At 42.4% G+C, this 21,122-nt stretch carries 18 protein-coding genes and 1 pseudogene; 12 read left to right on the top strand and 7 right to left on the bottom strand.

Annotated elements, in window-relative coordinates:
• Positions 1 to 174: 174 nt before the first annotated feature.
• The 5 genes from ADJ67_00860 to ADJ67_00880 form a co-directional block, all read right to left on the bottom strand.
• Entirely contained in the window at positions 175 to 1,533 is a 1,359-nt protein-coding gene (locus ADJ67_00860) for a branched-chain amino acid transporter (protein ID AKT46395.1), read from the bottom strand.
• A gap of 276 nt (positions 1,534 to 1,809) precedes the next feature.
• Positions 1,810 to 3,342: a phosphoglucomutase gene (locus tag ADJ67_00865; GenBank protein AKT46396.1), complete on the bottom strand. Its 1,533-nt coding sequence runs from the start codon at positions 3,340 to 3,342 to the stop codon at positions 1,810 to 1,812.
• A gap of 19 nt (positions 3,343 to 3,361) precedes the next feature.
• Entirely contained in the window at positions 3,362 to 3,916 is a 555-nt protein-coding gene (locus ADJ67_00870; GenBank protein AKT46397.1) for an adenine phosphoribosyltransferase, read from the bottom strand.
• A 163-nt stretch (positions 3,917 to 4,079) separates the two neighbouring features.
• Positions 4,080 to 5,450, bottom strand: a complete 1,371-nt coding sequence (locus ADJ67_00875) for a guanine permease (protein AKT46398.1) — start codon at positions 5,448 to 5,450, stop codon at positions 4,080 to 4,082.
• A gap of 179 nt (positions 5,451 to 5,629) precedes the next feature.
• Entirely contained in the window at positions 5,630 to 6,535 is a 906-nt protein-coding gene (locus ADJ67_00880; protein AKT46399.1) for a permease, read from the bottom strand.
• A gap of 165 nt (positions 6,536 to 6,700) precedes the next feature.
• On the opposite strand from ADJ67_00880, the gene ADJ67_00885 reads away from it, so the two are divergent.
• From ADJ67_00885 to ADJ67_00910, 6 genes are read left to right on the top strand one after another with little or no spacing between them, the layout of a single operon-like run.
• Positions 6,701 to 7,849, top strand: coding sequence for a hypothetical protein (locus ADJ67_00885; GenBank protein ID AKT46400.1), 1,149 nt, complete (start codon positions 6,701 to 6,703; stop codon positions 7,847 to 7,849).
• Position 7,850: 1 nt separating this feature from the next.
• Complete coding sequence (locus ADJ67_00890) at positions 7,851 to 8,390, top strand: hypothetical protein (protein ID AKT46401.1); 540 nt, start codon at positions 7,851 to 7,853, stop codon at positions 8,388 to 8,390.
• 26 nt (positions 8,391 to 8,416) lie between these two features.
• Positions 8,417 to 9,208 (top strand): hypothetical protein, encoded by a 792-nt coding sequence (locus ADJ67_00895; protein AKT46402.1) that lies wholly within the window; start codon positions 8,417 to 8,419, stop codon positions 9,206 to 9,208.
• Between the two features lie 24 nt (positions 9,209 to 9,232).
• Positions 9,233 to 9,613 (top strand): hypothetical protein, encoded by a 381-nt coding sequence (locus ADJ67_00900; GenBank protein AKT46403.1) that lies wholly within the window; start codon positions 9,233 to 9,235, stop codon positions 9,611 to 9,613.
• A complete protein-coding gene (locus ADJ67_00905) occupies positions 9,614 to 10,273 on the top strand; it encodes a hypothetical protein (GenBank protein AKT46404.1) in 660 nt (219 codons plus the stop codon).
• A 15-nt stretch (positions 10,274 to 10,288) separates the two neighbouring features.
• Positions 10,289 to 11,083 carry a hypothetical protein gene (locus ADJ67_00910; protein ID AKT46405.1) on the top strand — a complete coding sequence of 265 codons (795 nt, stop codon included), beginning with the start codon at positions 10,289 to 10,291 and terminating at the stop codon, positions 11,081 to 11,083.
• Positions 11,084 to 11,242: 159 nt separating this feature from the next.
• Here the strand turns inward: ADJ67_00910 and ADJ67_00915 are convergent, their stop codons facing one another.
• Positions 11,243 to 12,211, bottom strand: a complete 969-nt coding sequence (locus ADJ67_00915; GenBank protein AKT46406.1) for a hypothetical protein — start codon at positions 12,209 to 12,211, stop codon at positions 11,243 to 11,245.
• Between the two features lie 176 nt (positions 12,212 to 12,387).
• On the opposite strand from ADJ67_00915, the gene ADJ67_00920 reads away from it, so the two are divergent.
• From ADJ67_00920 to ADJ67_00930, 3 genes are all read left to right on the top strand, one after another.
• Positions 12,388 to 13,674, top strand: a complete 1,287-nt coding sequence (locus ADJ67_00920) for a transporter (protein AKT46407.1) — start codon at positions 12,388 to 12,390, stop codon at positions 13,672 to 13,674.
• Positions 13,671 to 16,463, top strand: a complete 2,793-nt coding sequence (locus ADJ67_00925) for a preprotein translocase subunit SecA (GenBank protein AKT46408.1) — start codon at positions 13,671 to 13,673, stop codon at positions 16,461 to 16,463. The genes ADJ67_00920 and ADJ67_00925 overlap by 4 nt, the downstream gene beginning before the upstream one ends.
• Positions 16,464 to 16,611: 148 nt before the next feature.
• Positions 16,612 to 17,604: a peptide chain release factor 2 gene (locus tag ADJ67_00930; protein AKT46409.1), complete on the top strand. Its 993-nt coding sequence runs from the start codon at positions 16,612 to 16,614 to the stop codon at positions 17,602 to 17,604.
• Positions 17,605 to 17,618: 14 nt separating this feature from the next.
• Here the strand turns inward: ADJ67_00930 and ADJ67_00935 are convergent, their stop codons facing one another.
• Positions 17,619 to 17,900, bottom strand: a complete 282-nt coding sequence (locus tag ADJ67_00935; protein AKT46410.1) for a hypothetical protein — start codon at positions 17,898 to 17,900, stop codon at positions 17,619 to 17,621.
• A 199-nt stretch (positions 17,901 to 18,099) separates the two neighbouring features.
• Here ADJ67_00935 and ADJ67_00940 point away from each other — a divergent pair.
• From ADJ67_00940 to ADJ67_00950, 3 genes and pseudogenes are all read left to right on the top strand, one after another.
• Positions 18,100 to 18,315: pseudogene (locus ADJ67_00940) on the top strand (hypothetical protein).
• 247 nt (positions 18,316 to 18,562) lie between these two features.
• Positions 18,563 to 19,636 carry a hypothetical protein gene (locus tag ADJ67_00945; protein AKT46411.1) on the top strand — a complete coding sequence of 358 codons (1,074 nt, stop codon included), beginning with the start codon at positions 18,563 to 18,565 and terminating at the stop codon, positions 19,634 to 19,636.
• Positions 19,637 to 19,793: 157 nt separating this feature from the next.
• Positions 19,794 to 20,642, top strand: a complete 849-nt coding sequence (locus ADJ67_00950; protein ID AKT46412.1) for a 3-hydroxybutyryl-CoA dehydrogenase — start codon at positions 19,794 to 19,796, stop codon at positions 20,640 to 20,642.
• The last annotated feature ends 480 nt before the right edge of the window (positions 20,643 to 21,122 follow it).

Below are 21,122 nucleotides of genomic sequence, written 5' to 3' on the forward strand. Positions count from 1 at the left end.
GGTAAGAAGACATGAGCCGGAGGCTATAGGAAGGCTTGTGAGCCAAAAGAGCAAGCGAGCGTACCGCAAGATGCTCAGTGCAGCAAAGAAGACAAGACCAGTAAAAAGACGTAAAAAATAGTGCAACATCAGTTGCACTATTTTTTATTTAAAATTATGTTTTCTTATATGCTACTAAGCGTTAGCCGTTCCTTTATCCTTCTTCAATGCGTAGAAGATTAGTCCTACTACAAAGCCTAATACTGAAGGAACTACCCAGTCCATTCCGATATCTGAAAGTGGAAGGAATGCACCGACCTTTGCAACAACACCATCTAGGTGTAGAGCTGCAACTGTCTCAGCTGGAAGGCTCTTAACTCCATCGAAGATAGCTGGAAGCATAGTGAATGCGATTGTCCATCTGTAAACAGTTGTGTGATAATTGAACAGTCCTCCAACGATGCTCACTAGGATGATAGCTATTGTTAGTGGATATAGGAACATCAATACTGGTATTGAGTATGCGATGATCTTAAGTAGTCCAAAGTTTGCAAATACAAATGAAACAGATGTGAATAGTATTGCCCAAGCCTTGTATGAAAGTAAGCCAGGAAACATCTTTCCGAATGTTTCTGCACCTGCAGTTATAAGACCGATTGCAGTCTTTAGGCAAGCAAGTGTGATTGTGATAGCTAGGAATGTTGCGCCTATACCTCCCATGTAGTGGTCAGCCATCTTGTTAAGTAGTGTACCACCATCTGGCTGAACTTCAAAGATTCCTCTTGACTGTGCACCAGCAAATACGAGTGCAAAGTAGATTACTGCCATGAGAACCGCACATCCTACACCTGCGATAGCAGTTGATTTAGCTATGTTCTTAGGCTCATTAACGCCAAGATTTCTAACAGCGTTGATGATGATGATTCCGAATGCTAGTGAAGCTAGTGCGTCCATGGTGTTGTAACCCTCAACGAATCCTCTGAAGAATGGGTGTGTTACATATTCACCAGTTGCCTTTGTGCTTGAAACTGAACCCATTGGGTTAACGAAGCACATTACTAGTAGCACTGCTAGGAATGCAAGGAATATTGGATTGATGTACTTACCTACACTGTCTAGGATGTTCGATGGTCTTAGTGAGAACCAAAGAACTACCGCAAAGAAGCAGAGTGAGAAGAGTCCAAGCACTATAGGTGAATCCTTGTGAAGTGCTGGTACTACACCTACTGTGTAAGGAACTGTCGCAGTTCTAGGAATTGCGAAGAATGGTCCTATAGTTAGATATAGTAGGCAAGTAAAAAATATACTGTACGGTCTAGATACTTTGCAACCTAGGTCGTAAAGACCCTCACTTCGAGACAGTGAAATTGCGATAATACCGAGTAGCGGTAGACCTACGCCTGTAATAACGAAGCCAATAGTCGCTGCTGGTGTGTGTTCGCCTGCCATCTGCCCCATAAGCGCCGGGAATATTAGATTTCCCGCTCCAAAGAACAGTCCGAATAGGAGGGAGGCAAGTAGTACATAATTTTTTGTGGAAAGTTTCTTATCCATATGTTTTTGTCCCCTTTTCTTTTTAAATTTTTGTTTGGAAATAATAAGGATTGTAACATAATTTGTTTATGTACACAAGATATTTTTTCATGTTTTTTTCATTTTGTTCACTCAGATATCAAAATATACTAATATAGCATATCAAAATCCTTGTAATTTCAATGGTTACAGACCTTGCATTCTAATCTCTAATCAAAATGATAAGTAAAAAAATAAACATATTTTTAATTAAATGTATACAAAAATAAAAAACTGGCCTGAGCCAGTTTTTATGTCTTAAACTAAGTCTTTTAGCTTTCCTATATCAAGGTTTTCGTATTTTGATAGAAGCGGGATGAGAAGCTCAGCTATTTTGATACAGCCTCCCTCAACATCACTTTCAAAGTTTAGTGGCATGATAGGTTCATGCAGGGATTTTCTCAGGAGCATCCAGCCTTTAATCGATGAATTGTTAAAGTTGATTCGTACGCCCTCGTAATTTGGTTCTTCAAGACTACACTCAGAAAGCTCGCCTGAGGAGATTAGCGTGCGCAAATCTTCTATTATACTATCGCCCACAGCACCGAAGTCACTTCCTATGATTGGCAAGCGAACTTCTAGGCTTTCTAGCGGTTCTGACAAATCGCTTATCAGCGATGCGATTCCTTTGCCTTCTTTTTTACAATTTGCAGCAGCGATTACTATCTTTGTTGCAAGATATGCGCCGTCATCTAGGAAGAAGTTTTCCTTATATGCTGCGTGTCCCGATGTCTCTATCGCAAGATCGCTTTCTATGCCCTGCTCGTTAAGCTCTATAGACTTGTTTATCACATTCTTATAGCCTCTCTTAAAGCGAAGATGCTTAAGGCCTAGGCTTCCTTCGAGAAAGGCGGTCAGACCACGAGAAGTTACACTGTCTGTAACAACTGTTGAGCCTGGGTGTGAATCTGCTATGAGTGCAGCTGCTAGTGCTACAATAGCGTTTCTGTTTATCTCTTTGCCGCTTTCGTCAACTGCAGAAACTCTGTCTACATCTGTATCAAAAATTAAACCTAAATCGGTCTTTGCTTCGCGAACCTTTGCACAGATGGATTCTATTGCATCCTTGTCCTCTGGATTAGGAATGTGGTTTGGGAAGCTTCCGTCTGGCTCTAGGAACTGTGAGCTGCTTACATCAGCGCCGAGTGGTGATAAAACTTTTTCGGCATAGAAACCACCAGCACCGTTTCCGGCATCAACTGTAATAGATAATCCTGAAAGAGGGGTTTCTCCAGAATCAAGAGCATTTACGATTTTCTTTCTTAGGTGTGCACTGTAAACATCCATCAAATTAGCTTTGATTGGATCAGAAGCAGGTTTTGAAATCAATCTACCTAGGATTGAACTAGATTCAGCAAAGGTGATTATGTCAGCAATGTCACCCTTATCTAGTCCGCCGTCCACATCAAAGAACTTCATTCCGTTTCGGTTTGAAGGCATGTGGCTTGCTGTAACCATGATGGCGCCGTCACATTTAAACTCTTCAAAGACTGTGGACATGAACATAGCAGGTGTAGATGAAAGTCCTGAGTCCAAAACCTTAGCTCCGTATGGAGTGAGTGCGGAGACTATATCTCGCACTAGCTCAGGACCTGAAATTCTGGAATCTCGTCCAACTGCTATGCAAAGCTCGTTTGGTTCTTTATCTGTTTTATGTGATAGAAGATACAGAAAGCCTTTAGCTAGGCGCGAAACTGCTTCAGAATCGAGATTTACCGGTTCTGCAGGGCTTCCGATAGCTATGCCTCGTATATCGCTTCCGTTTTGCAATTTTGAGTAGTCGTAAGCCATTTGTTCTCCTTATGTGCTATTACTCTTTGATCGAGCCATCTGCATTGAATAGAGGTAGCTTCTCAAGATACTTGATATCATCTCTATCTGCGGCTTCTCCTTCAGCTAGAACTGCCATACGGCATACTATGTTTCCACCAGCAGCATTTACGAGCTTCTCCATGGAGCGGAGAGACTCACCAGTGCTGATAACATCGTCTACAACGAGGACTCTTCTGCCTTTAATTAGGCTAGCTTCCTTCTCGCCTATGCATAGTGTCTGCACGTGGTCAGTTGTAATTGAGTCAACGCTTGTCTCTATAATGTTCTGCATGTATAGCTTTGCTGCTTTTCTAAATACGACATAGTCCTTACCACCGCTAAGTCTTGCCATCTCGTAAGCCAAAGGAATTCCCTTAGATTCTGCTGTTACGATAACATCAAATTCAGGTGCCTTAGCTAGGAGCTCCTTTGCGGATGCTTCTGTTATTGCAACGTCTCCAAACATTACAAAGGCTGCGATGTAAAGTTCATCGTTTATCGGACAAAGTGGTAGCTGTCTTGTTAGACCAGCAATCTTCATTTCATAATGCATTTTGCTTTCCTCTTTTTTACATGATTTCTATGCTTGAACACGCTCAAGCATACGCTTATATTATACCTTTGACGCAAAATACTTGCAAGGTAAAAGGCGCGCCTTGAGGCACGCCTTGATATCAAATTTATTTGTTTTTTATTCTTGTAATTCCTAGGCTTTACTAGAATGTAAGTCCATGTGCAAGTGTGTAGAATCTGAATGCGAATAGCACCGCTGATACCCACATAACTAATGGAACCTTCTTAGCGTTTCCTGTTAGAACCTTTAGGATTACCCATGCTAGCATTCCGAACATGATTCCGTTAGCGATTGAGTATGTGAATGGCATCATGACTATTGCAAGGAAACCACCGAGTACGTCTGCGATGTCTCCGTCAAATGACATCTTCTTAACTGTGCTCATCATCAAAAGTCCAACCCATACAAGAGCAGGAGTTGTTGCAAATCCTGGAATTGCTAGGAAGATTGGTGAGAAGAATAGAGCTATGATGAAGAGTACTGCAGCTGTAAGAGCTGTCATACCTGTACGTCCACCTACTGCAACACCTGCTGATGACTCAACATAGCTTGTTACTGTTGATGTACCTAGGCATGCACCTGCAACTGTACCAACAGCGTCTGCAAGAAGTGCGCCCTTAGCGTTTGGAAGCTTGCCATTCTCATCTAGGAGATCACCCTTTGATGCAACACCGATAAGTGTTCCTACTGTATCAAAAATATCAACAAATAGGAATGAGAATACGATTGTAGCAAAGCTTACTATGTGCTGGCCAATCCATGCGAAGTCAAATGCGAATAGCTCAGGTGCCTTAGGGATGAAGCTGCTTCCCTCAAAGCTTGGATATAGTGAGAATGCACCTGCTTCTGGATTTACAACATACCAGCCTGCAGCCTGTGCAATCATGCCTAGAATCCATGTTCCAAGAATACCGATAAGAATGTCACCCTTAATCTTGAAGTGGTGCATTACTGCGATCATTAGAAGTCCAACAAGTGCTAGAATGAACTGAGGTGTGTTTACTGCACCAAGTTCAACGAGTGTTTCAGAGTTTGAAACTGTGATTCCAGCACCCTTTAGGCCGATGATTGTGATAAATAGACCTATACCTGCTGTAATTCCGTACTTGAGGCTTTCTGGGATATCGTTAACGAGCTTTTCTCTGAAGTTTGTCAGAGACAGAAGGATAAATGCAATACCTTCAATTAATACTGCCGCTAGAGCAATTGTCCATGGGTTTTTAATTCCTGCTTCAGCCATCGGAATACAAACCGAATAAGCGAAGTATGCGTTTAGACCCATTCCTGAAGCAAGTGCAACTGGATAGTTAGCAAAGAATGCCATGCATAGTGTTGCGAATGCGGCAGAAACTGCTGTAGCAGTAAAGATTCCTGCGCGGTCCATTCCAGCCGCTGAAAGAATGTTAGGGTTAACTGCCAAGATGTAAACCATTGACAGGAAGGTGGTAAAGCCGGCGATGACCTCAGTACGTGGATCAGTGCCGTGTTCCTTCAATTTGAAAAGCTTTTCCATAATTGATTGTTCTCCTTTAATACATCAACTTAATAGTTAAAATAAATACACTGTAATTATAATGTAGTAAAGTTACAATTGACTATAAAAATAATTTCCTGAAATGCAAAAAAACAAATGTTTTGACACATTTTATTGAGATTTTGGCAAAAATACGAATATATCAAAGTAGTTTTGCTCTAAATGTTCGTATTATCTTTCTCCGGAAGTTGAGCTAGGATAACGGCAATAAATATCACTATGCATCCGAGAATTTCATAGCCTGTCATTCTCTCGCCAAGAAGAATTGCACCAGAGATAACTGCAAACACAGACTCAAGGCTGAGAATTAAAGAAGCCGCTGTAGGCTCTGCATTCTTTTGGGCAACAACCTGAAGCGTATAGGCGATACCACAGGAGAATACACCAGCATAGATGATAGGGAACCAGCAGTCGAGAATCTGGTTTATATCAGGTGATTCAAATATTAGCATCATGATGAAGCTAAGTCCTCCTGCAACAAAGAACTGCAAGCAGGATAGCTTGACACCATCACACTTAGGTGAGAAGTGATCGATTGCAAGAATATGGCATGAGAACAGTACCGCACAGAGCAAAACGAAGAGATCTCCCTTTTCTATTGTGAGTCCAACGCCCTTGCCTGCGATGGTCAAAAGGTAGAATCCACATGCTCCAAGAAGCACGCAGAACCACACTAGAGGACGTACTCTCTTGCCGAGAAACATTCCTAAAATTGGAACTATCATTATATATAGCGCGGTTATAAAGCCGGCCTTACCAGCATCGGCATCAAAGTACATGCCAAACTGCTGAAGATTTGAGGCAATCGCCAAAAATGTACCACAGACTATACCACCAAGTATTAGTGGTTTCTTGTCTTTAGGCGCAGCTTCGTCTGCCTTGCTTTTGCCGACCCTTGATAGAATCAATATAACTGGGACTAGAGAAATTCCACCAACTAGTGTACGGATACCGTTATATGTAAACGGCTCCAGCGCCGTACCCGCCTTCTGGGCAACGAAGGACGAACCCCAGATCAGTGCTGTGACTAGCAATAGAATATTGCTGATGATTCGTTTGTTCATAAATAATTCCCTTTCATAATCAAAATAATAAATCGCTTTACCTTGTAAAAATATTATATATTTGAATCTTTGCTGAGGCAATAAGGCCTTCTTTTATTCAACACAAAGATATGATAAAATCATTGTATATTTTACAACGAATTTTTGAAAAATGAGGTCTAAGTAATGAATAAATGGATTTGCTCTGCAGACGAATCAAAGCTCAGAGAGCGCCTAGCAGAAATCAAGCCTCTAGATGAGCAGGCGATGAAGGATGCTAAGGTGAGACAGGATTATAGACTCAAAGTTCCAACAAGCCTAGGAAGGCTTGAGGAGATGAGCATTAGGCTTGCGGGTATTACTGGGAAAGTCTACGGAAATATGGTAGATAATCAGGCTGTCGTTTTGATGTGCGCAGATAACGGTGTTGTCGAGGAAGGTGTGGCATCGGCTCCTCAGACTGTTACTTTGATGCAGACTATTAACTTCACAAAGCGTATTACAGGTGTAGGTGCACAGGCCAAGTACTTTGGAATAGACATTTTAGATATAGATGTTGGCGTTAAACTTCCGATACCAGCTGACGTACTTGCAGATGACATGCTAGTTGATGGAAAGATTCAGAGACTTGTCGTAGACAGAAGAATTGCTGATGGAAGCAGAAATCTAGCAAAGGAACCAGCTTTGACTAAAAAAGAAGCTATCGCTGCGATACTGACCGGAATCGAGGCTTCCGATGCGGTTTGTGAGGCCGGAAAGAATATCTACGGCGTCGGCGAAATGGGTATAGGAAACTCAACAACTGCAGCCTGCATAATAAGCTCGTTTACAGGAATGAGTGCAGAGGAGGTTGTCGGAAGAGGCGGTGGACTGAACGATGAATCCCTGAGCAAAAAGTGTAAGATTGTTGCAGAGGCTGTATCAAAATATGATATGCCCGATCCTATAGAACGCGCAGCAGCTTTTGGTGGCTACGATATCTGTGCCATGGCAGGCGCCTTCCTAGGTGCAGCGATTAATAGAATTCCAGTTGTTGTGGACGGATATATTTCTATTGCGGCAGCGCTTCTTGCAGCTGAGATTGATCCTAGGGTTAAGGATTTCATGTTCACATCGCATTTTTCGCAGGAACCAGGATATAAGGCAGCGGTGAAAAAGCTTGGAATTAGACCGATGTTTGACCTTGAGATGAAGCTCGGTGAGGCTAGCGGATGCCCTATAGCATTTAAGATTATGGAAGCGGCTTGTGCTGTTATGAATGAGATGAAGAGTCTAGATGAAGGACAGATAGATTCGGAATATCTTGATGAGCTGAGAGAAAAGAGTTTGTTTTAATATGAATGTTTTTGTAAGCGGAGGCGCAAAGAATGGCAAGTCCTCCTTTGCTCAGAGATATGCGTTTGACATGGCAAAGGGGAAAAAGCTATACTATCTTGCCACCATGGTCGCAACGGACGATGAGGATGAGCTTAGAATCCAAAGGCATGTAGAAGACCGTGACGGAATGGGCTTTATCACGGTTGAGAAGCCTATGAACATGTGTGAGCTCTTTGATGCACCATATAATTTAGATAGGGACGGAGTTTTCCTTCTGGACAGCGTTACAGCACAGCTTGCTAACGCGATGTTCTGGATGGGAGATTTTGATGAGCACGCGGCTGAGAAGGTTTCAGAGGACCTTTTGAGATTTGCTGAGCTTAGCGGCAATGTAGTTTTCGTTTCTGATTACATATATTCTGAGGCTAGAATTTTTGATGATTTTACGGAAAACTACAGGCGTGGGCTTGCTTTGATAGATAGGGCTTTAGCGAATAAATGCGAGCTTGTATGCGAGGTTATTTGTGGTAATGTCATCGCGCGCAAGGGTCATTTATAGTTTTGAATTGATTTAGAGAGTATGTTATGAAGGATTTTGTTATTGGGTTTTTCATGGCTTGGGGTAATTTTTTAACCTTGCCTTGTCCGTACAAGAGATGGGATAGCGGACTTAAGAACATGATGCTGGCCTTTCTACCTGGTGTAGGAATGGTTGCAGGTATTATCTGGTTTATCCTAGGATGTATTTTGCTAAGAATTGCAGTTTATCCACTGCTTTCAGCACTGCTAATATGTTTTTTTATCTATGCGATATGTGGCTTTATGCATATGGATGGCTTTATGGATGTCAATGACGCGATTATGTCGCGCAGACCTTTGGAGGATAGACTTAGGATTCTCAAGGATTCGACGGTTGGAGCTTTTGCCGTTATAACTTTGGTATTCCTAGTTCTTGCTATGTATGTGGCGAGCTTTAGCTTTTTTATAAAGCCTATGGATATAAGTGGGCTCTTTCCTCTTTTGACAATTCCAGTTATTTCCCGTGGTACGGCAGGTGCTTGTGTGCTTAGTTTCAAGCCACTTACGACAAGCCAGTATCTAGAGGATCACGAAAAACCTAGAGATAAGTATATTAAGATGGTAGCCTTGATTACATGTGCCTACTTTTTGTTAATTCTCATCTTTGCAATCATCTTTGCAAGGCCAGAGGCTATAGCTAGACTTGTTGTTTCATCCCTTGGAACTTCATGTGTTACGCTTCTTTCTTGTCTTTATGCACGACATAACCTGGGCGGCATGAATGGCGATATCGCAGGATATAGCATCTGCATGGGTGAACTTGGCGGAATGATTTTGGCAGCGCTGATAATAGTGTAGGAATGATGAGCGAAAGGAGAGCCAATGATTTTGATATATGCGGGAGCTTATCAGGGTAAGCTCGATTTTGCCAGAAAAAGCTTCGGAATCAAAGATGAGGATATTTGCTATTGCAATAGCGATATGGAGTCTATCGACTTTGGGAGAAAAGTCATCTACGGTTTGGAAAAATTTATATATGGGTATGAGAAGAGGGGGCAAAGCGCTGATGAATACATAAGGGCGCAGCTTCCTTTGATGAAGGATAAGATAATAATCTGTGAGGATATATCTCGTGGTCTTGTTCCTATGGACAAGCTTGAGAGAGCTTGGCGTGAGACGAACGGAAGGGTTGTCAATGCTGTAGCTGCAGAGGCTGACGAGGTATATACAGTTTTCTGCGGAATTGAAAGTAGGATAAAATAGTTGGAATCTAAGATTTTGATCATAAGACATGGTATAACTGAGGGGAATAAGAAGAAGTGGTTCTACGGAGCGACGGATATAGGCCTCTGCGAAGAGGGCGTTGCAGAGCTTATTGAACAAAGGAATAGCGGTTTTTATCCTGATATTCCTGAGGGAGCGCAGTTCTTCACAACTGGTATGAAGCGCACAGAGGAGACTCTTGAGATTCTGTTTGGAGATGTTGAACACGGCAGAATCACGGATATGAAAGAGATGAACTTCGGAGACTACGAGTGCAGAGCCTTTGATTCTCTTAAGGACGATGAGGTTTTCCTAGAGTGGGGATACGATCAGATTGGTGAGGTCAAGCTTCCAAACGGTGAATCCAGAAACGAATTTCATGAGAGAACAAGGCGAGGCGGTCAGTTTTTGATAGATGAACATGTTGCTAAGAATGTACCTATGACTGTGATGATATGTCACGGTGGTGTAATTTCTAGCTTTATGGATCATCTTTTCGGTGACGAAAGGTCTATGTGGGACTGGATGCCTGAGCCTGGATGTGGATACGAGATAATTTTTAAGGACGGTAAACCTGTGAGGTATGAGGCTATCGGAAGAATTGGTGATAAGCTTCAGACGATGATAGATGAGTATGAGTCCGAGAATGGGGAAGAGTAAGGACAAGAGGTTGATATGGGTAAAAAAGAAAAGAAAAAAGCAGGGCTAGGAACATGGCTTTACAGACTCGTAATGCTTGCACTGCTTTGCGTTATGATTTTCAGTGGATATAAGGTTTTCACGATTTATATGGAATATCACAAGGGCACAGTTGCCTACGATGATCTTGCAAAGATTGCTGGTGCTGGTGAATCAGCAGATAAGGAAGAAAAGGACCTCACAATCGACTGGGATGCTTTGACAAAAATTAGCAAGAATGTCAAGGGATGGATCAGATCTAAGGGTACGGTTATCAACTATCCTATCATGCAGGGAAGTGACAACGATTACTATCTCTACCACATCATGACAGGAGAGTACAGCCGTAAGGGTTCTATTTTCATCGATAGCAACAATAGGGATCCGTTCAATAGTTTTTTGACCATTGTTTACGGACACAGAATGCTTGACGATAGTATGTTCAATAGCCTCGGAAATTACTTTGAGGATGCGAAGTACTATAAGAAGCACAAAGTTATCGACATTTATACGCCTGAGAAGAACTATAAGCTTGAGATTTTCGGTGCAGCAAATGTAAATGCAACTAATGAGAGCATATATAATCTCAATATTGCAGAGGATGATGTATCAACTAAAGAAGCATACATCAATAATGTACTCAGCAAAAATGAACTCGCTGGCTACAAGGGAACCGTAGATGTAACGGCAAATGACAAGATAGTTATGCTAAGTACCTGTACTTATGACCCAGGCGATGACAGAATTGTTGTATGGGGAAAACTTGTAGAAAAGACTCCTGAAAGCAAGTAATCACGCCAAGATATATGGTAAATCAAAAGACCGATTTTTAGAAATCGGTCTTTATAGTTATCTTATTTTGTTGTAATTATAAGGCTTATAAGAATCGTCTATTTGCGATGTAACCTATACATAGATTTACGTTCTATAGCTTGCGAAGGATTTGCAAGACTATTGCCTGATGGAAACTTCACCCGATGATAGGGTCTCAATTTCTCTCATTCTGACACCTTCCATGTACTCCACAACGAGCCCTCCCTTGTCGTCGATATCTAGGGCGCGTGCTTTGATGCGCTTGCCATCTGCGATTGTATGGACGTAGATGTCTTTGCCGAGTATGAAGCATTTTCTTCTGTACTCAGGAAGGAAGTTTGTGCTTGGGAATTCCTTAATCATGGCGAGAATATTATCAGCTACTGCACCAGCTAGTGTACTTCTCGAAAACGCACCGTTTTCGTCCGCTACGCTTCCTGCAATATCAGCAATTTCCTCAGGGAATTTACTTGGGAAACAGTTGATGCCAATTCCGATAATCAATTTATCAATTCTGCCAGTCTCAAGATTGGTCTGAGCTTCTGTTAAGATTCCGCAAACCTTTTTGTTCTTATAGAAAATATCGTTGACCCATTTAATCTTAGGGTTTATATCACAAACATTCTCAAGTGCCTTGCAAACTGCTAGTGCAGATGCCATGGTTATGAAAGGTGATTTGTTTAAATCAAAGTTTGGTCTGAAGGCAACGGTCAGATAAATTCCGTTGTCTGACGGGGACATGAAGCTCCTTCCGAGTCTCCCCTTACCTGCAGTCTGGCAGTTTGCAACGATTACCTGTGGTACATCTGATGATGGCAGGGAATGTGCAAAGTTGTTTGTTGAGTCAATCTCATCAAAAACCATGAGCTTGCAAGCCTCATTTATCTTGGAACCGATGGATTCCTCGGTTAGAATATCGATTTTCTCAAGTAGCTTATAGCCTTGGCTTGGTCTACTCAATATCTTGTAGCCTGACTTTTTGAGTGCAGAGGCAGCCTTGTTCACCGCAGCTCGAGAAACACCCAAGGTCTGGGCTAGGCATTCGCCTGAAACAAAGGAACCGTAGTTCTCGTCTAAAAATTTTAGAAGTTCTATCTTAGTAGACATGCTGACCTCCATACAAATAAGTTCAATTTGATTAAACCTATTATACAATGTTTTGAGCTTTTTGAAAACACATTGATTTTTAGGGCTATCTCCTTTATTTTTTCACATTTATATGATAAAATTATCGGGTAAATTGGGTAAATAGGCTCACTTTGAGATTTAGGGAGAAATAATATATGGAAAGTCACAGTATAACGTCGTCAGTCGTACAAATTTTAGTATTACTGCTCTGCTCCGCTTTCTTTTCAGCGACGGAAACGGCGTTTACTTCACTCAACAGAATAAGAATTAAGAATAAGGCTGACGCAGGTAACCCTAGAGCTAAGAGAGTTTTAGCTCTCGAGCAGAACTACGACAACCTGCTTTCGACGATATTGGTCGGAAACAACCTTGTAAATATCGCAAGTACAGCAGTAGCAACGGTTTTGTTTATAAACCTATATGGGCAGTACGGTGCTACGATTTCGACAATAGTTACAACGGTTATCGTTTTGACCTTCGGTGAAATCACTCCGAAGAGTCTTGCTAAGGAACATCCAGAGACCTTTGCTTCCTTTGCCGCACCGATTATAAACCTGCTGAGGATTATTCTCACGCCAATAAACTGGATATTTGCGCAGTGGAAAAAATTGCTCTCAGTAATTTTCAAGACTGAGGTTGTACCTAGCATAACAGAGGACGAACTCGTAACAATAGTTGACGAGGCCTTCGTTACAGGCGGTATCGACAAAGAGCAAAACGAGATGATCCAGAATGCAATAAGCTTTAGGGAACTCGAGGCTCAGGATATTTTGACACCACGTGTAAACATAGAGGCTGTCGAGGTTGAAACTCCTGAAGAAGAGGTTGATGAGATCTTCCGAAAGACAGGATTTTCAAGGCTTCCAGTCTACGAGGATGAGCTTGACCGAATAATAGGAGTACTCAATCAAAAGGATTTCCACAACTACGTATATAAGCGTGGTGCTAGCATAGCAAACCTAGTTAAGCCAGTAATTTACGTTGCGGGCTCGATGAAGGCGATAGATCTGCTAAGAAAGCTACAGGAAAACAAGTGCAGAATGGCAATCATCGTTGATGAATACGGTGGAACTGAGGGTATAGTAACCTCTGAGGATATCATCGAGGAGCTTGTTGGTGAGATATACGACGAGAGCGACACGGTTGCGATGAGAGAGATAACCTTACAGCAGAACGGAAGCTACAGGGTGCTCGGATCAGCGAACTTTGAGAAGATGATGGACTACTTTGGCGAAGAAGCCGAGATAGATGCGACAACGGTAAACGGATGGGCTGCTATACAGCTTGACAAGTTGCCACGCAGAGGGGACCGATTCGAATATGTGGTCGGCAAAAAGAAATTTAAAGCAATAGTAACAAAAGCAGATGATAGAAAGGCGCTAGAGCTCACGATTAGAGTCGAGAAACTCGATGAAGGCGCCGGAGAAGGGGAAAAGAAATGAGCCTAATGGAAAAAATATTTGGCAACCTCAACGCTAAGGAAGTCAAGAAACTCGAGAAAATAGCGGAGAAGGTCGAGGCCTTAGATGAGGAAACTGCCAAGCTTAGCGACGATGAACTTCGTGCTAAAACAGATGAATTTAAGGGAAGACTTGCAGAGGGTGAAACGCTAGACGACCTTTTGCCTGAGGCCTTTGCTGTCTGCCGAGAGGCTGCAGTTCGAAGCCTCGGAATGAAGCACTTCCACGTGCAGATTATAGGTGGTATCGTTCTTCACCAGGGCCGTATAGCCGAGATGAAGACTGGTGAAGGTAAGACTTTGATGGCTACACTTCCTGTATACCTAAATGCACTTTCTGGCGACGGTGTACACGTAGTTACTGTCAACGATTACCTAGCAAAGCGTGACGCGGAGTGGATGGGTAAGCTCTATACTTTCCTTGGACTCACAGTTGGTTGCGTTATCAATAGCATCACAGGTGAGGAGAGAAAGCAGGCGTATCGCTGCGACATCACTTACGGAACAAATAACGAGTTCGGTTTTGACTACCTGAGAGATAACATGGTTATCTACAAGGAAGAGCTCTTACAGCGCGAGCTAAACTATGCGATTATAGACGAGGTCGACTCAATCCTAATCGATGAGGCGAGAACACCTTTGATTATTTCTGGACAGGGCGATAAGTCAACAGACCTATATCAAAAGGCGGACCGTTTTGTTAAGACTCTCACAAGAGGTGAGCAGATTGACGAAAAGGATACAAATCCTACGGGCGACTTTATCGTAGACGAAAAGGATAAGCAGGTTTCTTTGACAGACGCCGGCGTAAGCAAGGCTGAAGCTTTCTTTGGTGTCGAAAACTTCGGTGACCCTGAGAATATGGAAATCAACCACCACGTTCTTCAGGCTTTGAAGGCTCACAACATCATGGAAAGAGACGTCGACTACATCGTTAGCGACGGAGAAATTTTGATTGTCGATGAGTTCACTGGTCGTCTGATGGTCGGAAGAAGATTCAGCAACGGCTTGCACCAGGCTATCGAGGCTAAGGAGCATGTATCGGTTAGATCTGAATCAAAGACAATGGCAACTATAACGCTTCAGAACTACTTCCGTATGTACAATAAGCTATCAGGTATGACTGGTACTGCTAAGACTGAGGAAGAGGAATTCCGTGATATCTACAATATGGATGTAGTTGTTGTTCCAACAAATAAACCTCCTAAGAGAGAGGACCTTCCAGATTCTGTTTACCTAAAGGAGAGCGGAAAGTACAAGGCTCTTGCTAATAAGGTTGCAGAGGTTCACGCAACTGGGCAGCCGGTGCTTGTAGGTACGATTTCAATCGAAAAATCTGAGCTTTTGAGCAATCTTCTAACAAAGAAGGGTGTCAAGCACAATGTCCTAAATGCTAAGCAGCATGAGCGCGAAGCAGAGATTGTTGCTGAAGCAGGTAGACTAGGACAGGTAACCATCGCAACCAATATGGCTGGTAGAGGTACCGATATTATCCTAGGTGGTAACCCTGAGTTTGAGGCAAAGCGCGAGATGAAGAAGCTCGGATATACAGAAGAGCAGATTCTATTTGCAACAAGCTTTGTAAAGAGCGATGACGAGGAGCTAAATGCAGCTAGACAGAAGTTTGCTGAGCTTCATGACAAATATAAGGCTGAGAGACAGCCTGAACACGAGCAGGTAGTCGAGCTTGGTGGTCTTTGCATTTTAGGTAGTGAAAGACACGAGTCAAGACGTATAGATAACCAGCTACGAGGAAGAGCTGGTAGACAGGGTGACCCTGGTACAACACAGTTCTTTATCTCACTCGAGGACGATTTGATGCGCCGCTTCGGTGGAGAAATGATGCAAAACATCGTTAGCAGATTCGGACTTGCAGAAGACGAACCGCTAGAAGCAAACGTTCTTTCAAGAAGAATTGAAAACGCTCAGAAGAAGGTTGAGGGTAAGAACTTCGGTATCAGAAAATACGTTCTTCAGTACGATAATGTAATGAATAAGCAGAGAACTATCATCTACGGTGAGAGAAGAAAGGTTCTCTTTGGTGAAGATATCCGTAGCGATATCATGAACATGAAGGACAGCCTAGTTGCTGCAATCATTGGACCTTCAACCATGGACAGCAAATTCCCTGAGGAGTGGAATTTCGCTGAGATGAGACGTAATCTAAACAAGCTAATTCCTAGCTATGAGATGAGAGTAGACTACAGCGCTGACGAGCTCAGAGACATGACTCAGGAATCATTAATTCAGGACATCTGTGCAGAGCTAGACGAACTCTACACCAAGAAGGAAGAGGAAGTCGGCGTAGAGCAGATGCGTGAAATTGAGCGTGTTATCCTTCTCAGAGTTGTTGACAGTCTCTGGATGGATCACATCGACGCTATGGATCAGCTAAAGTCAGGTATTGGACTAAGAGCTATAGGTCAGCAGGATCCTGCCGCTGAATACGGCAAGGAAGGCTTTGATATGTTCGAGCAGATGATTGGAGCTATTCAGGAGGATACGGTAAGATACTGCTACAATGTCTCTGTTGATACTAAGGCTGAGCGCAAGTCAGTTACAGGCGGTAGCATGACTGCAAGCAAGTCAGAATATCATGACGAAGAACCTCAGAGCGGGGAGCCAGCTCAGCACAAAGAGGAACGAGAGCATAGACAGGAGACTGTGAGAAGAGAAAGTCCAAAGATAGGCAGAAATGATCCTTGCCCATGCGGAAGCGGTAAGAAGTATAAGAACTGCTGTATGAAGAAGGATATGGCTGACGCAGAATAGGATTTTAAACATATTCCAACACAGAGGGGAGATGATTTGATGTTGATGCTTGATCCGGTAAAGATGGATTTACCGAAGGCTGAAGCAAGACTCAAAGAGGCAGGTGAGTCCCTTTGACCTCGCAGGTCTTAGGGCGAAGATAGATTCGATGAATAAACAAAGCGAGCAGAGCGACTTTTGGGATGACCCCGAAAAGGCGCAAAGCTTGCTCAAAAAGAAAAAGGCTCTCGAGAGCACCGTAAATGAATATGACAGACTGAGCTCGGGCTTTAAAGATATCTCTGAAATGATAGAAATTGCAGAGGAACTTGAGGATGAAGACGAGGCGATGACGGTGGTCGAGAACTTTGATGAGCTGTGCAAGGATGCTGAGACATTTAGGCTCAAACTCCTTCTAGACGGAAAGTACGACAGCAACAGCGCGATTCTTTCAATTCACGCTGGAACTGGTGGCGTCGACGCTATGGACTGGGCTCAGATGCTGATGCGCATGTACACAAGATGGGCAGATAAGCACGGATACACGGTCAAAGTAGTAGACCTCCAGGATGATGCAGAGGCAGGAATTAAAAGCTGCACGATGATAATCGATGGTGAGAATGCCTATGGCTATCTCAGAAGAGAGCATGGAGTGCATAGACTCGTCAGAATTTCGCCATTTAACGCGGCAGGAAAGAGACAGACCTCTTTTTCATCAGTCGAGGTTATGCCGGAAATGGACGAGGATTTCAATATCGAAATAAATCCTCAGGATTTGAGAATAGACACATATAGGTCGACTGGTGCAGGCGGACAGCACGTCAATACGACAGATTCTGCGATAAGAATTACGCATCTGCCTACAAACATAGTCGTTACATGCCAAAACGAGAGAAGCCAGCATCAGAACCGTGAGGTTGCAATGAGAATTCTCGCATCAAAATTAGCTGAACTCGCCGAAAGGGAGCACAAGGAAAATCTTGCTGAATTAAAAGGGGATTTTTCACAGATAACTTGGGGTTCCCAGATAAGATCCTATGTCTTCCAACCATATACCATGGTTAAAGACCATCGTACTGGTGCCGAAGTAGGAAATGTCGCATCCGTAATGGATGGTGATATAGATTACTTTATAAATGAGGAACTAAAGGCTAGAATCTAAAGAATAGAATTTGATTAGTAGGATTTGCTCGGATTGAGGAAATGGGGTTCGTGCAAATCAGCAATGATGACTTTTTGTAAATCGTCTGACCAGAGTCTTCTGAAATCGACTCTGAAAATCTCAGACAGCTTGATTGCGTGGTAGAGGCCAAGGGGCTGTCTACCCGCTTCAATCGCACAATAACTTGAGCGACTTATTCCCAGCGATGATGCTATTGCATGCTGGGACATGTTCGTGGCTGACCTAAGCAGCCGCAGGTTTTTGCTAACTTTAAAGTTGAAATTTAAATAGTCCATAGATACTCCTTATAGTATTGATTTTTCGCATTGTATCAAATGTATAATGACATCAGAGACTTAACTGTTCGAATTATACAATAATATGTACGCAATGAAAAGGAAGTTAAACTTCCAAGACAGGAAACCTAGCTTCCTTTAAGATGGATTTCAATAACCATAAAATAAAAGTAATACTATTTTATGGGGAGAAAGCCTGATGAGCGAAAGATTCAAAGAAATCAACAATGCAGAGGTAGGTAAGAGAATTAGGGACCTGCGAGAAAAACGCGATATCACACGTGAGAAGCTCGGCGAGCTCCTTGAGATTTCAGATAAGACGATGAGAAATATTGAGTCGGGTATTTATGGAACAAAGCTGAGCAATCTGTACAATATCGCTCAGTATTTTGATGTAGGACTTGATTATCTAGTAGATGGCTATAATCACAGCTCAAAGATCGTGGTCGAGGAAAATACTGGGTATATAAGCGGTCAAGTCACTAGAGATATAGATGGAAATGCTAATCGTCTAAAGAGTCGCAAGCTGTTAGAAGCAGAACTGATGGAACTTGCGGATGGGCTGAATGACGTGCAGCTAAGCAACTTACTTGACGCGGTAAGTTCCATGATGAAAATGACAAAATAAAAGCTCCAAAAACTCTTTGGAGTGGAGGGAAAGAATGAGAATAAACATTAAGAATAACAAGACATATACTTCAGAGGATTTGAAACACGCTAACGACATCGCGAGTCCAGCGCTCGACAAAATCTGGGCAATGCAATGGCTTAACGACTGCATCCACAAGAAGGATGTAAATAAGATTAATGGATTTAATGAGTATGTATCAAATCTCAATCAGATATACGATACAATTCTTGTAGTGGCAGGAAGAGAGGAAAGAGCATCAATCAAAGCTGTTACAGATCTTTTTGAGAAAAAGGAAGGCTGTGCAGAGATTGTTTTCATGCCCATAGATTTTTCTGTAAGAGAATACACAGCGCTTCTCCGAAAACTAGAGAATAAGAAGATTGCACTTCTTGCAGTTTCAATCGTTGAAGAGAGTTTAGAACTCCGCTGTGCGTACAGCGTTGCAAAGCATTTTGTTATCGCTCAGGCAAACAAGGCCAAGGTGAGCCCGGAAATTTGTGTCATATACGGAAAGGGAAGCAGAATAATCAAAGAGGATGCTTCTGAAAATGAGTACACAAAGATTGAACTTCCAGATGGTGTAGATCCTTCATATCTTGCGAATTCAGATGCGGTTATTTTACTTTTGATATTCATGGGCGTCGATGTAGAAGCATATTTGACAGGTTTCTACGACTGCGTTTCCGCGCCTGAATGGGATACGCATCTTCCTTTGATGGCTTCAAGAATGCTCGCTGCTGAGGACAAGGGCATTATCGTAGAGAGCTGGCAGAGTGACTATGAGGAAATCGCAAAGTGGTTTGCAAGAACTGATATAAGAGCTACGCACAAGCATCTTCAGATGCCAGCGCTTGACTTTGATAGAGAAAGTCTTAGAATCTGCGTGGCTGGAAGAGAAGCTTATGAGGATTTGATGACTCCTTCTTTTGAGGGATGTGATGAGGATGGCTCACTTCAGCTTCTTCTGAACAGGGAGAGAGATGAGCATTTTGCAGGTCTTGAGTGCGAAGGCTTGACAATTGAACTAGACACAAACGACGCTGAAGATATTGGTGAACTTGTGGCATTTTTGCAGATGACACAATCAATCGAGTTTTTAATATAAAAATTAAAGAAGATGAGATTTTGAAAGCTTATTTGTAAATTTTAAGGTTTACATTATTTTCGAGTGTGTTATAATATACTGTATAAAGGTTAATTTTTTAACAAAATTACCAAGTGAGTGAATTATATTATTTTAATATCCACACAGGAGGGTTACAATGAAGAAGATTGGTGTTTTAGGTACAGGCACAATGGGTGCTGGCATTATTCAGGTACTTGCACAGAACGGCTACGAAGTAGTAATGAGAGCTAGACGTCAGAGCTCAATCGACAAGGGAATGGCAACTGTTGAGAAGAACCTTGCTAAGATGGTAGCTAAGGAAAAGATCACAGAAGAAGAGAAAGCAGCTATTCTAGGACGTATCACAGGAGCTACAGAGCTAGAGGTTATCAAGGATGCTGACCTTATCATCGAAGCTGCTACAGAGGATATGGAAGCTAAGAAGGCTCTATTCGCTGAGCTAGATGAGCTTGTAAAGCCAGAGTGCATCATCGCAACAAACACATCATCACTTTCAATCACAGAGATTGCAGCAGCAACAAAGAGAGCTGACAAGGTTATCGGAATGCACTTCTTTAACCCAGTTCCAGCAATGAAGCTTGTTGAGATTATCAACGGACTAACAACATCAGCTGAGACAAACAAGACAATTGTTGAGCTAGCTGAGAAGCTTGGCAAGACAGCTGTAGAAGTTGCAGAAGCTCCAGGATTCGTTGTTAACAGAATTCTTATCCCAATGATCAACGAAGGTATCGGAATCCTAGCTGACGGCGTTGCTGATGCAAAGGGTATCGACGCTGCTATGAAGCTTGGTGCAAACCACCCAATGGGACCTCTAGAACTAGGTGACCTAATCGGACTAGATGTTTGCCTAGCAATCATGGAAGTTCTTTACACAGAGTTCGGCGATACAAAGTACAGACCACACCCACTTCTAAAGAAGATGGTAAGAGGCGGCAAGCTTGGTCGCAAGAGCGGAGAAGGTTTCTACGACTACAGCAAGTAGTCAGAAGCAGGTGCTATTCAGTAGTACCGAAATACAAGATTATAACAGCAATCGACTGAATAGCGGGTGACTGTTGAATTTCAAGGACTATGCGAGGCGTTCACGCTGGGTGTAGTCCTTTTTGTTTGATATCAAAGCGATATATTTGTTAAAAATATATTACAAGAAACTTAAAAAGCTTAAGGAAGCTTTAAATTTACATTTAAAGGTAAATTTACCCTTAAAAATCACATTTCTTATGATATAATAGACAAAGATTTTAAAAGCGAGTATCTTAGGTAGAAGATTAAGATTAATAAGGAGAACAATAATGGAAAACAACATGAACCCAAATAACGGCCAGTTCAACCAGAATAGCGGCCAGTTTAACGCTAACAACGGCCAGTTCAACCAGAATAGCGGCCAGTTTAACGCTAACAACGACCAGTTCAATCAGAACAATGGTCAGTTTAACGCTAACAACGGACAGTTCAATCAGAA

This window comes from Eubacterium sulci ATCC 35585 (assembly GCA_001189495.1).
In the GTDB taxonomy this organism is placed as follows: domain Bacteria; phylum Bacillota; class Clostridia; order Peptostreptococcales; family Anaerovoracaceae; genus Eubacterium_B; species Eubacterium_B sulci.

Excerpts from the sequence above, each read along its gene's own strand:
- ADJ67_00870 (AKT46397.1), bottom strand. The coding sequence starts at position 3,916 with ATGCATTATGAAATGAAGATTGCTGGTCTAACAAGACAGCTACCACTT.
- ADJ67_00875 (AKT46398.1), bottom strand. The coding sequence starts at position 5,450 with ATGGAAAAGCTTTTCAAATTGAAGGAACACGGCACTGATCCACGTACT.
- ADJ67_00865 (AKT46396.1), bottom strand. The coding sequence starts at position 3,342 with ATGGCTTACGACTACTCAAAATTGCAAAACGGAAGCGATATACGAGGC.
- ADJ67_00890 (AKT46401.1), top strand. The coding sequence starts at position 7,851 with ATGAATGTTTTTGTAAGCGGAGGCGCAAAGAATGGCAAGTCCTCCTTT.
- ADJ67_00920 (AKT46407.1), top strand. The coding sequence starts at position 12,388 with ATGGAAAGTCACAGTATAACGTCGTCAGTCGTACAAATTTTAGTATTA.
- ADJ67_00930 (AKT46409.1), top strand. The coding sequence starts at position 16,612 with ATGAATAAACAAAGCGAGCAGAGCGACTTTTGGGATGACCCCGAAAAG.
- ADJ67_00885 (AKT46400.1), top strand. The coding sequence starts at position 6,701 with ATGAATAAATGGATTTGCTCTGCAGACGAATCAAAGCTCAGAGAGCGC.
- ADJ67_00935 (AKT46410.1), bottom strand. The coding sequence starts at position 17,900 with ATGGACTATTTAAATTTCAACTTTAAAGTTAGCAAAAACCTGCGGCTG.
- ADJ67_00880 (AKT46399.1), bottom strand. The coding sequence starts at position 6,535 with ATGAACAAACGAATCATCAGCAATATTCTATTGCTAGTCACAGCACTG.
- ADJ67_00900 (AKT46403.1), top strand. The coding sequence starts at position 9,233 with ATGATTTTGATATATGCGGGAGCTTATCAGGGTAAGCTCGATTTTGCC.
- ADJ67_00910 (AKT46405.1), top strand. The coding sequence starts at position 10,289 with ATGGGTAAAAAAGAAAAGAAAAAAGCAGGGCTAGGAACATGGCTTTAC.
- ADJ67_00895 (AKT46402.1), top strand. The coding sequence starts at position 8,417 with ATGAAGGATTTTGTTATTGGGTTTTTCATGGCTTGGGGTAATTTTTTA.
- ADJ67_00860 (AKT46395.1), bottom strand. The coding sequence starts at position 1,533 with ATGGATAAGAAACTTTCCACAAAAAATTATGTACTACTTGCCTCCCTC.
- ADJ67_00915 (AKT46406.1), bottom strand. The coding sequence starts at position 12,211 with ATGTCTACTAAGATAGAACTTCTAAAATTTTTAGACGAGAACTACGGT.
- ADJ67_00925 (AKT46408.1), top strand. The coding sequence starts at position 13,671 with ATGAGCCTAATGGAAAAAATATTTGGCAACCTCAACGCTAAGGAAGTC.
- ADJ67_00945 (AKT46411.1), top strand. The coding sequence starts at position 18,563 with ATGAGAATAAACATTAAGAATAACAAGACATATACTTCAGAGGATTTG.
- ADJ67_00950 (AKT46412.1), top strand. The coding sequence starts at position 19,794 with ATGAAGAAGATTGGTGTTTTAGGTACAGGCACAATGGGTGCTGGCATT.